Annotated in this window: 14 protein-coding genes; 10 read left to right on the top strand and 4 right to left on the bottom strand. The window is 68.9% G+C overall.

Annotated elements, in window-relative coordinates; translation table 11 throughout:
- From ACI2K6_RS04490 to ACI2K6_RS04480, 3 genes are all read right to left on the bottom strand, one after another.
- Positions 1-915, bottom strand: a complete 915-nt coding sequence (locus tag ACI2K6_RS04490; protein WP_114587983.1) for a TIGR01777 family oxidoreductase — start codon at positions 913-915, stop codon at positions 1-3.
- Complete coding sequence (locus tag ACI2K6_RS04485; RefSeq protein ID WP_023951786.1) at positions 908-1,333, bottom strand: OsmC family peroxiredoxin; 426 nt, start codon at positions 1,331-1,333, stop codon at positions 908-910. The genes ACI2K6_RS04490 and ACI2K6_RS04485 overlap by 8 nt, the downstream gene beginning before the upstream one ends.
- A gap of 121 nt (positions 1,334-1,454) precedes the next feature.
- Complete coding sequence (locus ACI2K6_RS04480; protein ID WP_181574138.1) at positions 1,455-1,889, bottom strand: thioredoxin family protein; 435 nt, start codon at positions 1,887-1,889, stop codon at positions 1,455-1,457.
- Between the two features lie 74 nt (positions 1,890-1,963).
- On the opposite strand from ACI2K6_RS04480, the gene thyX reads away from it, so the two are divergent.
- Positions 1,964-2,716, top strand: coding sequence for an FAD-dependent thymidylate synthase (gene thyX, locus ACI2K6_RS04475; RefSeq protein WP_112613737.1), 753 nt, complete (start codon positions 1,964-1,966; stop codon positions 2,714-2,716).
- A 30-nt stretch (positions 2,717-2,746) separates the two neighbouring features.
- Here thyX and ACI2K6_RS04470 read toward each other — a convergent pair whose 3' ends face one another.
- Positions 2,747-3,286: an NUDIX hydrolase gene (locus tag ACI2K6_RS04470; RefSeq protein WP_282502283.1), complete on the bottom strand. Its 540-nt coding sequence runs from the start codon at positions 3,284-3,286 to the stop codon at positions 2,747-2,749.
- Positions 3,287-3,509: 223 nt separating this feature from the next.
- On the opposite strand from ACI2K6_RS04470, the gene ACI2K6_RS04465 reads away from it, so the two are divergent.
- The 9 genes from ACI2K6_RS04465 (at position 3,510) to recA (ending at position 13,170) form a co-directional block, all read left to right on the top strand.
- Complete coding sequence (locus tag ACI2K6_RS04465) at positions 3,510-4,352, top strand: type IV toxin-antitoxin system AbiEi family antitoxin domain-containing protein (protein ID WP_282502284.1); 843 nt, start codon at positions 3,510-3,512, stop codon at positions 4,350-4,352.
- A 157-nt stretch (positions 4,353-4,509) separates the two neighbouring features.
- The gene (dapA, locus tag ACI2K6_RS04460; RefSeq protein ID WP_112613743.1) at positions 4,510-5,487 is read left to right on the top strand and encodes a 4-hydroxy-tetrahydrodipicolinate synthase; all 978 of its coding nucleotides are present in this window, start codon (positions 4,510-4,512) and stop codon (positions 5,485-5,487) included.
- A 52-nt stretch (positions 5,488-5,539) separates the two neighbouring features.
- Positions 5,540-7,216, top strand: a complete 1,677-nt coding sequence (locus tag ACI2K6_RS04455) for a ribonuclease J (protein WP_269266686.1) — start codon at positions 5,540-5,542, stop codon at positions 7,214-7,216.
- 48 nt (positions 7,217-7,264) lie between these two features.
- Entirely contained in the window at positions 7,265-9,988 is a 2,724-nt protein-coding gene (locus tag ACI2K6_RS04450; protein WP_404568168.1) for a DNA translocase FtsK, read from the top strand.
- A gap of 17 nt (positions 9,989-10,005) precedes the next feature.
- On the top strand, positions 10,006-10,578 hold the full coding sequence (gene pgsA, locus ACI2K6_RS04445; protein WP_404568167.1) for a CDP-diacylglycerol--glycerol-3-phosphate 3-phosphatidyltransferase: 573 nt from the start codon (positions 10,006-10,008) through the stop codon (positions 10,576-10,578).
- Positions 10,575-11,120 carry a CinA family protein gene (locus ACI2K6_RS04440; protein WP_114587978.1) on the top strand — a complete coding sequence of 182 codons (546 nt, stop codon included), beginning with the start codon at positions 10,575-10,577 and terminating at the stop codon, positions 11,118-11,120. The genes pgsA and ACI2K6_RS04440 overlap by 4 nt, the downstream gene beginning before the upstream one ends.
- Positions 11,121-11,277: 157 nt before the next feature.
- Entirely contained in the window at positions 11,278-11,598 is a 321-nt protein-coding gene (locus tag ACI2K6_RS04435; protein WP_112613753.1) for a helix-turn-helix domain-containing protein, read from the top strand.
- A gap of 15 nt (positions 11,599-11,613) precedes the next feature.
- A complete protein-coding gene (locus ACI2K6_RS04430; protein WP_112613755.1) occupies positions 11,614-11,838 on the top strand; it encodes a DUF3046 domain-containing protein in 225 nt (74 codons plus the stop codon).
- 279 nt (positions 11,839-12,117) lie between these two features.
- Positions 12,118-13,170, top strand: a complete 1,053-nt coding sequence (recA, locus tag ACI2K6_RS04425) for a recombinase RecA (RefSeq protein WP_274177548.1) — start codon at positions 12,118-12,120, stop codon at positions 13,168-13,170.
- Positions 13,171-13,375 lie beyond the last annotated feature (205 nt).

The following is a 13,375-nucleotide window of genomic DNA, read 5'->3' as shown; positions in this document are numbered from 1 at the left end:
TCAGCGCGGCGGGACGACGGCGCGGATAGCGTCCTCCACGCGCTCATGCGTGAAGACGAAGCCCGACTTCTGCAGGACCGCTGGAGCCACGTCGGTGTCGTTGGTCAGCAGCGCCTCGGTCGCATCGCGTCCGAGGACGAGGCGGAGCCCCCACTCGGGAGCGCGGACCAGGTATGGGCGGTTCATCCTCATGGCCAGAGCGAAGCCCAGGTCGTTGGCCGTCGCGCGCGTCGGCCCGGTGAGGTTGACCGGACCGGCGACGTCGGCGTCGATGAGGTGACGGATGGCTGCGACCTCGTCGACGAGCGAGATCCAGGGCCACACCTGCGTGCCTCGACCGATCGGTCCCGACAGACCCGCTCGGGTCAGCAGCATGAGCGGCTTCAGCACGCCTTCGGGATGCACGACCGGCGCCGTCCGCAGGAGGACCACGCGCGCGTGCTCACGAGCGGTCAGTGCAGCCGCCTCCCACTCCCCGCACAGATCGGCGAGGAACGAGTCGCCGCGCGGCGCGGTCTCGGTCATGCGGACGCCGGGCCGGGTCGGGTAGTAGCCGACGGCCGATGACGACAAGAACACCGGCGCATCCGATCCGAGCGCGCGGACGGCTGTTGCGAGCGTCTCGGTCGGGAGCAGCCGCGACCACACGAGCTCGTGCTTGTACGAACGGGTCCACGGGAAGCGACCGATGCTCGCGCCGTTGAGCCCCACCACGGCGCGGGCCCCGTCGAGCACCGCGGGGTCGAGCGGGCGCTCTCCGGGGAACCATTGAACCTCGTCGGCGGCGACAGGGGAGCGGCGGACGAGACGCGTGACCTCGATCCCGTCACCGCGCAGCGCGTCGACGAGGGCGCGTCCGATCAGACCGGACGCACCCGCGACGACGACACGGCCCGCCGAGCCCTGATCAGCCAAGCGTCGCCTCGAGGGTGATCTCGATGCCCGCGAGGGCGGCTGAGACGGGGCATCCGCTCTTGGCCTCCTGGGCCAGCCGGTCGAAGTCCTCGGCCGACAGGCCCGGGACCACGGCGTTGACGTTCAGGTGCGAGCCGGTGATGCCGGTGCCCGGGATGAAGGTGACCGATGCCGTCGTCTCAACGGACTCGGGCGGCGTGCCGTTCTCGGCCAGAGCGTGGGAGAGAGCCATCGAGAAGCAGGAGGAGTGGGCGGCGGCGATCAGCTCCTCGGGGGTGGTCACCGCGCTGGAGCCTTCGCTGCGCGCCTTCCAGTTGACCTCGAACGGGCCCTGGTTCGAGCTCTCGAGGGCGATCTGTCCCGACCCCTCCGTGAGGCTGCCCTTCCAGCTGGTGGTTGCTTCGCTCGTGACGCTCATGACTCTCCTGTTCGCAGATGGCACCTCGGGTGCCGTATCGAGACGGCGCGGTGTGCGCTCGCGTCGAGCCTAAGTCGGTCGGCCGCCCGTCGGAACGTCTTGACAGGGTCCGTCGGCGGGCTCAGACCGAGGCGGAGTCGGCCCGCAGTCGCAGGATCTCGAGGTGCACGACATCCCGTCGCGGTGCGCCGCCGAATCTGGTCCGCACGACCCCCCGTCCGTCGAGGACGAGCGTGGTGGGCGTCTGCGCGATCTGGAATCGACGCGCGATGTCGGGGCGGTCGGTCACGTCGATGTCGAGGTGGACGACGTCGTCGGTCTCCCGGGCCATCTCCGAGAGCGTGCGATGCACCGCGGGGCACCGGTGGCAGGTCTCCCTGCTGAATTGCAGGAGCGTCGCCGTTCGACCGAGGGCATCGGGGTCGGCGCCGAGTCGACGCGGGTCGACGACATCAAAACGCGGGATGGGATAGGGCCGTGAGGCGCGCCACCGCAGGAAGACTCCGATCCCGCCTGTTACCGCTAACAGACAGGCCAGGACGACCGCCACCGCCATGAGTTCCACAACAGCCCAGAGTAGACCTTCGGGGGGAGCCGGAAGCACTCGGGCGCCGGGGGTAATCTGAGAGTGTGAGCGACGCCGAGCAGACCCCGACCAGCCCCGAGATCGAGTTCCGCAGCGATGTGACGGTCGAGCTCATCCGCTCGAGTGCCGCCGACTCGGACGTCCTGTTCGCGGCTCGCGTGTCGACGCAGGGGGAGCAGACCCTGGATGCCGCGGCCGCCGGCACCGAGGCCTCCGGTCGCGATCGCGGCCTCATCAACTACCTCATGCGCGACCGCCACGGCTCGCCCTTCGAACACAACTCGATGACCTTCTACGTGCAGGCGCCCATCTTCGTGTTCCGCGAGTTCATGCGGCACCGCATGGCCTCGTACAACGAGGAGTCCGGCCGCTACCGCGAGCTGCGCCCGGTGTTCTACGTCCCCGCCCGGGAGCGCAATCTCAACCAGGTCGGCAAGCCGGGCGCGTACGAGTTCCTGCCCGGCACCGACGAGCAGTTCGCCGTCGTCGACGAGAGCACGCGCCAGGCGTCGATCCAGGCGTACGAGGCCTACCGGCGGATGCTGGATGCCGGCGTCGCCCGCGAGGTCGCACGCATCGTGCTGCCGCTGAACATCTACTCGTCGATGTACGTGACGGTCAACGCCCGTTCGCTGATGAACTTCCTGTCGCTGCGGACCAAGGTCGAGGGAACGCATTTCCCGTCGTTCCCGCAGCGCGAGATCGAGATGTGCGCCGAGAAGATGGAGACCTTCTGGCGCGAGCTCATGCCGCTCACGCATGCGGCATTCAACGCCAACGGCCGCGTCGCTCCCTGACGGGTCGGAGGGCGACGTCGCGGGACCGACTCAGACGAATCGGCCCAGGCTGATGCCCGCGTACGCGAGCGCCGCGACCGTCTCGCCGTCGTCGATCCGTCCCTCGGCGACCTGACGCACGGCCTCGGCGAACGGGATCCACACGACGCGCTCGATGCCTTCTTCCCGCTGGGATGACGCCGCGTCCTCCGCCTCGGCGAGGCCGCGCGCGAGAAAGACGTGTTCCGGGGCGACCGCGATGCCGTTGAGCGCATTCATCCGGCCGATGGCCTCCCACGAGGCGGCTACGAGGCCCGTCTCCTCGAGCAGTTCGCGCTTCGCAGCCACGAGCGGTTCCTCGCCGTCAGTCCCGCCCGCCGGCACCTCGAGCGAACGCCCCGTCGTGTAGCGGTCGACCTCCACGAAGCAGACTCGGTCCTGCTCGTCGACGGCCACGACGAAGACGGCCGGATGCCGCATCTCGACGACGCCGTAGATTCCGTCTCCCGCCGGCCCGGTCACCTCGTCCTCGCGAACGGAGATCCACCGGTTCTCGTACGTCGTGCGGGTGCTTCGCGTCGTCCACGCCATGCCGCTACCCTAGGGGGCCCCTCGCCCCGCGATACATCTGTCGGACCGGCGGGGCTGGTGTCGCGTCGGCCGGCCCCTGAGGCGCATCCTGCACCGCGAGTCCGACGGTTGTATCCGACTCGAGGTCGCTCGGCGCTCCTCCCCAGTCCGCAGCGGGTCCGCTCCCTCCACAGACGGCCGATGTCCGGAGCGACGAGATCGCGTTCGCGGCGAACGTCGGTGAATGACCGGATACGAACTGGCCACGAGAATCCGTGCGATGGGCGGGTGCGTGCGGTCGCGCTGGTTGACCTCGCGAGGCGTCACTCGTTTGCAGCTGGCGCGGGCGGTCGAGAGGGGCGCGCTCATCAGGGTCCGGCACGGTGTCTACGCGGTTCCGGATGCCGAGCCGGCTGTCCTCGAAGCCGCTGCCCACGGCGGCGAGGTGTGCTGCGCTTCGGCGTTGCGACGGCGCGGCGTGTGGGTGCTCGAGCCGCAGGGACGCCTGCACGTGCGGGTCGGGCGTGCAGGGCGGGTGCACGCGCACCCGGGATGCCGCTGCGTCACGCATCACGACGGGGACCCAGCGGCATTCGGTGCCGTCTCGCTCGTCCACGCGCTCGTGCAGGCGGCCTCATGCCTCGGTGCGGAGGTGTTCTTCGTGGCGTTCGAGTCGGCGTGGCGGCTCGGCCTGCTCACGCGCGCAGACCGGGCGGAGGTGCGCCTGGCGCTCCCGGCCCGCTTCCGATACCTCGTCGATCTCGCTCGTCCCGATGCCGACAGCGGGCTCGAGTCCCTCCTGCGGCTGCGCCTCTCGCGGCTGGGCATCTCCGTCGAGAGTCAGGTGCTCATCCCGGGCGTGGGGCGGGTCGACTTCCTCGTCGCGGGGTGCCTCATCATAGAGGTGGACGGCCGTCTCAACCACGAGGGCACGTCGCTGCGGCACAAGGATCTCGTGCGCGACGCCGAAGCGGCGGCGATCGGCTACGAGACTCTGCGCTTCGACTATGCCCTCGTCGTCTTCGACTGGCCCCGCGTCGAGCGAGCCGTCCTCGCGCGTCTCGACGCGATCCGCCGACGCCGCTGACGCAGTCGCGATACATCCGTCGGACCGGCGGGGCGGATGTCGCCTCGCGGCGCTGCCATGCCGCCACCAGCACCTCCGGTCCTGCGAACGTATCGGCGACCAGGAGTCAGCCCGTCGGTCATACGCGATGCAAAGGCGGAACCGATACCCTGAGACCATGACGCACTCGGGCAATCCCTTCGGACAGGTCCTCGTCGCGCTGGTCACTCCCATGACCGCCGACGGTGAGGTCGACTGGCCCGCCGTCGAGAAGCACATCGACGACGTCATCACCGCCGGCGCCGACGGCATCGTCGTCACCGGTACGACGGGCGAGACGAGCACGCTCACCGACCCCGAGAAGCTCCGCCTCGTCGAGGTCGGCAAGTCGGTCTCCGCCGGTCGCGCGAAGATCATCACGGGCGGTGGCTCGAACGAGACCGCGCACGCGATCGAGCTGTACAAGGCCAGCGAGAAGGCCGGCGCCGACGGCATCATGATCGTCACGCCGTACTACAACAAGCCCACGCAGGCCGGCATCCTGACGCACTTCCGCCTCGTCGCCGATGCGACCGACCTGCCGGTCATCCTCTACGACATCCCCGGACGCACGGGTGTTCCGATCAAGTACGAGACGATCCTGCGCCTCGCCAAGCACCCCAACATCCTGGCGGTCAAGGACGCGAAGGGCGACTTCAGCGAGGTCAGCCGCGTGCTGAACCAGACCGACCTCATGTACTTCTCCGGTGACGACGCCAACGTGCTGCCGCACCTCTCCATCGGCGCGAGCGGCCTCATCGGCGTCACGGCGAACATCACCGCGACCCCGTACCGCACGATCGTCGACGCGGTGAACCGGGGCGACCTCGCCGCGGCGACCGCGGCGCACAAAAGCCTCGAGCCCCTCGTGCGCGCCGTCATGACGCACGTCCCGGGCACCGTGAGTGCGAAGTACATCCTGCACGGTCTGGGCCGCATCTCGAGCCCACGCGTGCGGCTGCCCCTCGTCGGCCCCGAAGAGTGGGAGGCCGCCATCATCGAGGACGAGCTCGCCCTCGTCTCGGGCGTCCCCGGCGCCGACTTCTCCAACTTCCGTCCCGACCGTAACGCCGCCGCCGGCGGTGCCCTGCCCAAGGTGCACGGGACGACCCGCTAGACGAAAACAAATGAGGATGCCGCATAGGTCGGCGTCCCGAGGAAGCGTGCCAATGCCCACGAACGTCTTCAGCCCGCCCGCTCTCGAACCCGGAACGCTGCGGGTGTACCCGCTCGGAGGCCTCGGCGAGGTCGGCCGGAACATGACCGTCTTCGAGTACGAGGGCAAGCTCCTCGTCGTCGACTGCGGCGTGCTCTTCCCCGAGGAGCACCAGCCGGGCGTCGACCTGATCCTGCCCGACTTCGAGCCGATCAAGCATCGCCTCGACGACATCGTCGGTGTCGTCCTGACCCACGGCCACGAGGACCACATCGGGGCGGTTCCCTACCTGCTCAAGCTCAAGGGTGACATCCCCCTCATCGGCTCGGGACTCACGCTCGCCCTCATCGAGGCGAAGCTCAAGGAGCACCGCATCCGCCCCTACACCCTGACGGTCACCGAGGGGCAGGAGGAGCAGGTCGGCCCGTTCGACCTCGAGTTCATCGCGGTCAACCACTCGATCCCCGACGCGCTCGCGGTCGCCGTCCGTACCCCCGCGGGGCTCGTCCTCGCGACGGGTGACTTCAAGATGGATCAGCTCCCGCTCGACGGCCGCATCACCGACCTGCGTGCCTTCGCGCGACTGGGCGAGGAGGGCGTCGACCTGTTCCTCGTCGACTCCACCAACGCGGACGTCCCCGGCTTCACGCCGACCGAGCGCGGTATCGGTCCCGTTCTCGACCAGGTCATCAGCAAGTCGCCGCGCCGTGTCATCGTCGCCAGTTTCTCGAGCCACGTGCACCGCGTGCAGCAGGTCGTGGATGCCGCGGCCGCGAACGGTCGCCGCGTCGCCTTCCTCGGCCGCAGCATGGTCCGCAACATGACCATCGCCGAGAACCTGGGGTACCTCAACGTCCCCGACGGCGTGCTCATCGACTACAAGAAGGCCAAGGACCTGCCCGACGATCGCATCGTCTACATGTCGACGGGCTCCCAGGGCGAGCCGATGGCCGTGCTCTCGCGCATGGCCAACCTCGAGCACGCGATCGAGCCCGGGCCGGGAGACACCGTCATCCTGGCGTCGAGCCAGATCCCGGGCAACGAGAACGCGATCTACCGCGTCATCGACGGGCTGACCAAGCTCGGCGCGAACGTCGTGCACAAGGGCAACGCCAAGGTGCACGTGTCGGGACACGCCGCCGCGGGCGAGTTGCTGTACTGCTACAACATCCTCAAGCCGCGCAACGTGCTCCCGGTGCACGGGGAGTACCGTCACCTGATGGCGAACGCGAAACTCGCGCAGGACACCGGCGTTCCGGAGGATCGCACGATCCTGGCCGAGAACGGTACCGTCGTCGACCTCAAGGACGGCGTCGCGGAGGTCGTCGGCCAGCTCGACATCGGTTTCGTGTACGTCGACGGCTCGACCGTGGGCGAGATCACCGACGCCGATCTCAAGGACCGTCGGATCCTGGGCGAGGAAGGCTTCATCTCGGTCATCGTCGTCGTGGACGGCAAGACGGGACGAGTCGTGAGCGGCCCGGACATCCACGCGCGTGGTGTCGCCGAGGACGACGCGGTGTTCGAGGGCGTCAAGCCGAAGATCGCGGCTGCGCTCGCGGAGGCCGTGCAATCGGGGACGCGAGACAACCACGCGCTCTCACAGGTCGTCCGCCGCACGATCGGCCGCTGGGTGAACCAGTCGCTCCGACGTCGCCCGATGATCGTCCCGGTCGTCATCGAGGCCTGACCCGCGTCGTTCCGCGGTAATGGGGGAACCCCCGCGTACCGTGGAGGAATGGCCAGGAGCACGAACGCGCCCTCCGGACGCCGCGCACCGGCGAAGACCTCGACCTCGCGCGCCCGCAAGAGCGAACCGACACCCAAGCGATACGTCGACGAGGCCGACCGGCCTCCGGTGATCGCGCGCGCCTGGATGGGGCTCGCCCACGCCACGGGCGGAATGTTCCGTGCATTCGGACCCGAGACGCTCGAGAAGGACCAGCGTCGCGACGGGCTGCCCTTCCTCCTCGTGCTGCTCGCGATCGCGGGCGCGGCGGTCGAATGGTTCATGATCGGAACCGAGGCCGGCACGCTCGTGAGCGCCTACACGGTGGGCTTCCTCATCGGTCGTGAGGCGTTCATCATGCCGGTGCTGCTGCTCTTCCTCGCGGGCTGGCTGTTCCGGCATCCCGCGTCGGTCAACGACAACGGGCGTATCGGCATCGGCTTCGGCCTGTTCATCCTCTCTGTGGCGGGGTTCTGCCATGTCTTCGGCACGCGCCCCGAGCCCAAGGCCGGTGCGCTCGAGCTGAGCGCGTCGGGCGGGTTGTTCGGATGGGCCGTGGGGGAGCCGCTGACCATTCTCACCGTCTACGGGGCTGCGGCCGTCCTGGGTCTCGTCACGGTCCTCAGCATCCTCATCCTCACCAAGACGCCGCCGAACCGTATCGGCAGCCGCCTCGGCGACCTGTACGCCTGGATGTTCGGCGCCGAGCGTCCGGCCGCCGACCCCGATGGCGACGCTCCGACCGTCGCCTTCTCGCCGAAGAAGGGCAAGAAGGCGACGCCCGCGGAAGTGGACGACGACGAGGACGAAGACGCGCTGCCGTGGTGGCGTCGCAACAAGAGCGGCCGCGAGGAGGATCCCGACGACGGCAGTGCGTCGCAGGACCTCACCGAGCTTCTCGGCCCCTCCGTCGCCGGTTCTGTCGCCGGCGGATTCGAGCAGGCCGTCGCCACGCCGCCCCCGCTTCCCGACGCGCCGACCGAGATCATCGACCCCTCCGTCATCGAGCGGGCGGCCACGGCCGCCCGTTCCGGCCGGCCGGCCGACACCGCCGTGCGCGATGACCACGACACCGGTGAGATCGAAGAGCTGCCCGGGCTCACCGGCCTCGGCGGCGACTTCCACGGTCAGCCCCCGGCGACGCCGTACCGCCTGCCCGCCGTCGCGGCACTCGGCGCCGGCACCCCCGCCAAGACGCGGTCCGAGGCGAACGACGCGATCGTGCGGGCCATCACCGGTGTCTTCGAGCAGTTCTCGATCGACGCCAAGGTCACCGGGTTCTCGCGTGGGCCGACAGTCACGCAGTACGAGATCGAGGTCGGGCCCGGCACCAAGGTCGAGAAGATCACGGCCCTGACGAACAACATCGCCTACGCCGTCGCCTCGAACGAGGTTCGCATCCTCGCGCCCATCCCCGGGAAGAGCGCGATCGGCGTCGAGATCCCCAACACCGACCGCGAGATCGTCACGCTCGGAGACGTGCTGCGCTCGAACGCCGCGACCTCGTCGACCCACCCGATGACGATCGGCGTCGGCAAGGATGTCGGCGGCGGATTCGTCGTCGCGAACCTCGCGAAGATGCCTCACCTGCTCGTCGCCGGTTCGACCGGATCGGGTAAGTCGAGCTTCGTGAACTCGATGATCACGAGCCTGCTGATGCGGGCGAAGCCCACCGACGTCCGGATGGTCCTCATCGACCCCAAGCGCGTCGAGCTCACGAGCTACGCCGGCGTGCCGCACCTGATCACCCCCATCATCACGAACCCGAAGAAGGCGGCCGAGGCGCTGCAGTGGGTCGTGAAAGAGATGGACATGCGGTACGACGATCTCGCGTCTTTCGGCTTCCGTCACATCGACGACTTCAACAAGGCCGTCGTGGCCGGTGAGATCCAGCTCCCGGCGGGCAGCGAGCGCGTGCTCAAGCCGTACCCCTACCTCCTGGTCGTCGTCGACGAGCTCGCCGACCTCATGATGGTTGCTCCGCGCGACGTCGAGGACTCGATCGTCCGCATCACCCAGCTCGCACGCGCCAGCGGCATCCACCTCGTGCTCGCGACCCAGCGACCGTCGGTCGACGTCGTGACGGGCCTCATCAAGGCCAACGTGCCGTCACGGCTCGCGTTCGCCGTCACGAGCGTCACGGACTCCCGCGTCATCCTCGACCAGCCCGGCGCCGACCGGCTCATCGGTCAGGGCGACGCCCTCTTCCTGCCGATGGGCACGTCCAAGGCCATCCGTGTGCAGGGCGCGTGGGTGGCGGAGTCGGAGATCGAGAAGGTCGTCGCACACGTGAAGGGCCAGGCCCAGCCGGAGTACCGCTCCGACGTGGCCGCGGTCGCCGAGAAGAAGGAGATCGACGCCGACATCGGTGACGACCTCGAGCTGCTGCTCGCCGCCGCCGAGCAGATCGTGTCGACCCAGTTCGGGTCGACGTCGATGCTGCAGCGCAAGCTGCGCGTCGGGTTCGCCAAGGCCGGACGCCTCATGGACCTCCTCGAATCTCGCGAGATCGTCGGGCCCTCGGAGGGTTCGAAGGCGCGTGACGTCCTCGTCACCCCCGACCAGCTGCCGGCCGTCCTGGCACGGCTGCGGGGAGAGGACCCGCCGGCTCCCGCGGCTGCCGCTCCCGCCGGCGGCGCCGTCGACCCCGTCGAAGCGCAGTTCGAGGGGCTGGAGGTCGTCGACGGTGACGACGCCTCCGAAGACGCCTGGGGCCTCACCGGACGCGACTGACGGATAGGCTCGGCTCCGTGGCGATCCCTCGGCAACTGCCCAACGCGATCACGATCGCGCGCATCCTGTGCGCCCCCGTCTTCCTCTGGCTGCTGCTGGTCGACGGGGGAGCGGACGGCGCTTTGCGCTGGTGGGCCGGCGTGCTCTTCATCGTAGCGATCGCGACGGACGGCATCGATGGGTACCTCGCCCGCAAGTACCGCATCGTCACGGATCTCGGAAAGCTGCTCGATCCGATCGCCGACAAGGTTCTGACCGGCCTGGCCTTCATCGGGCTCTCGATGCTCGGCGAGCTTCCCTGGGCGGTCACCATCATCGTGCTCGTGCGCGAGCTGGGCATCACCGTGCATCGGCTCATCGTCGCGGGCGATCACGTCGTCGCCGCGGCGTGGATGGGCAAGCTCAAGACCGTCGCACAGGCGATCGCACTGTCACTGGCCCTCCTGCCGCTGTGGACGATCGTCGGCGACTGGATCCACGTGGTCAACGGCATCGCGATGTGGATCGCCGTGCTGCTGACCGTCGCGAGCGGCATCGATTACGTCATCACCGCCGTCCGCGGCGCGCGACGGAGCGGAGTGGGATCGTGACGGCGCGCGAGCATGTCCACGACCTCCCGGATGATGTCGAGGCGACACTCGTCTCGCCGGGTCGGCGCACCGACGCTGAGCGCCTCATCGAGCGACTCGGCGAGCTGGGGTGGACGCTCGCCGTGGCCGAGTCGCTGACAGGCGGACTCGTGGTCGCCGAGCTCGTCGCGGTCTCGGGAGCGTCGTCGGTGGTGCGCGGCGGAGTCGTCGCCTATGCGACCGAGCTGAAGCAGCGGTTGCTCCACGTCGATGGCGCACTGCTCGAGGCGCATGGGGCGGTGCACCCGCGGGTCGCGCGTCAGATGGCCGAGGGTGCGCGCGCCGCGCTCGGGCCGGGCGATGCAGTGGCGGATGTCGGCATCGCCACGACCGGTATTGCGGGACCGGGCTCACCTGATGGACAGCCCGTCGGAACGGTGCACATCGCGGTGGCGACGGCGCTCGGTGTGCGGGTCGAGAGCCTGCACCTCGGGGGCGACCGTGCGCAGATCCGCGCGGAGGCCACCGCCCGGGCGATCCGGTTGGCGCTCGACGCGCTGTGACGGAATAGACGAGCGGCGATCGCGGTTCTTGTCATCGTGAGCAGCGCATGTCAACTCTCATCCGACCCACAGCAGGTGCGGGCTAGGGTGGCGTGCTGATGAGATACCGTTGTCCACCCGGGACAAGCCAGCACCACGACGAAGGAGGGGGTCCGAGATGATCTTGGTTCGACAGGAGATCGGCGATGTTCTGCGTGACCTCCGCCTGCAGAAGGGTCGCACGCTCCGGCAGGTGGCCAGCCGCGCCAGCGTCGCGCTCGGCTATCTGAGCGAGGTCGAGCGCGGTCAGAAGGAAGCATCGAGCGAGATCCTCGCCGCGGTGGCCGAAGCCCTCGACGTGCCGATCTCGAGCATCATGCGCGAAGTCGGCGACCGCATCTCCGTGCTGGAGGGGCTGCCGGTGCTCTCGGATGTCGTGCCCGACGACATCGCGGGTCTCGACAACGACCTCATCGCACCCGAGCTCTCGCTGCACTGAGCTTCGCGCGGTCCGATGCGTCGCAGTGAATTCGATCGCGCCGTCGAGGCGGAGTTCGCCGGCCGCGGTCCTGCTCTGATCGACGATCTCGCGCTGGGGCCGCTGGGCGACCGCACCGCGCGCCAGGCATTGGCCGACGGCGAGCCGCCTCGCGCCGTATGGCTCGCGTTGTGCGTCGAGGCCGACGTACCCGAGCCCCGACGTTACGGGGTCGGGCGGCTGGATCCGCGGGAACGCTGACGGTCCCACGTGCGGTCGCCGACGCCGTGCGTGTTCGATGCTGAACCGGATGTTGCGGCGTGTCGTCGAATATTCTTTCGAAACGGGCGTAGTGTCCTGCACAGGTGGTTCATCCCGTCGAGGATCCCCGGATACGGCCCGGTAGCCGACGAATGTCGGAGGCCCTCCGTACCGTGGACAGCGTCGAGAGACACACCATGCCTTGTCGCAGCATCCCGGCACCGAGCCGGGAGCGCGACAGCCTACAGGCGTCGGAAACGCGAGCATAAGGAGCACGCCATGCCATCACCCGCTGACCGCGAGAAGGCCCTCGAATCGGCCCTCGCCCAGATCGACCGTCAGTTCGGAAAGGGATCGGTCATGCGCCTCGGCTCCGACGAGCGCGCGCCCGTCGAGGTCGTGCCGACGGGGTCGATCGCCCTCGACGTCGCTCTCGGCATCGGAGGTCTCCCGCGTGGCCGCATCATCGAGATCTACGGACCCGAGTCATCGGGTAAGACGACGCTGACCCTGCACGCCATCGCCAACGCGCAGCGTGCGGGCGGTATTGCCGCGTTCATCGACGCCGAGCACGCGCTCGACCCGTCTTACGCTCAGAAGCTGGGCGTCGACATCGACGCGTTGCTGGTCTCGCAGCCCGACACAGGTGAACAGGCGCTCGAGATCGCCGACATGCTGATCCGCTCCGGGGCGATCGACCTCGTCGTCATCGACTCCGTCGCTGCGCTCGTTCCCGAGGCCGAGATCAAGGGCGAGATGGGCGACTCTCACGTCGGTCTGCAGGCACGCCTCATGTCGCAGGCGCTCCGCAAGCTGACCGGTGGCCTGAACCAGACCAAGACGACGGCCATCTTCATCAACCAGCTGCGCGAGAAGATCGGTGTCTTCTTCGGCTCGCCCGAGACGACCGCCGGCGGTAAGGCGTTGAAGTTCTACGCGTCGGTTCGCCTCGACATCCGCCGTATCGAGACGCTGAAGGACGGTACCGAAGCGGTCGGCAACCGCACGCGCGTCAAGGTCGTCAAGAACAAGATGGCGCCGCCGTTCAAGCAGGCCGAGTTCGACATCCTCTACGGCGTCGGGATCTCTCGCGAGGGCAGCCTGATCGACTTCGGTGTCGAGCACGGCATCGTCAAGAAGTCGGGCGCCTGGTACACGTACGACGGTGAGCAGCTCGGTCAGGGCAAGGAGAACGCCCGCAACTTCCTGATCAAGAACGCCGACATCGCCGCCGACATCGAGAACAAGATCAAGCAGAAGCTCGATATCGGTCAGCCCGCTGCCCCTGCTCCGGTCCAGGGCGACGACCTCGCGGCGCGCCGCCCGGCGTGAGCGCTACGGATCACGACGGGGGCGAGGCCGAGCGCCTCGCCCCCGTCATCCCGCTCTTCGGGCAAGCGGATGCCGCCCCGTCGGCGCCTCGCCCGCGAAGCGCGCGCGTCCCGGATGACGGCCAGAAGTGGCACACCACCTGGACCACCGAACCGCGAACAGCTGCTTCCCGTCCGTCGCCCGCGGTTCGACCGGCTCCCGTCGA

It is taken from the genome of Microbacterium sp. NPDC006705 (assembly GCF_044903545.1).
Lineage (GTDB): Bacteria > Actinomycetota > Actinomycetes > Actinomycetales > Microbacteriaceae > Microbacterium > Microbacterium plantarum.
This window is presented reverse-complemented; position numbering and strand designations above follow the sequence as displayed.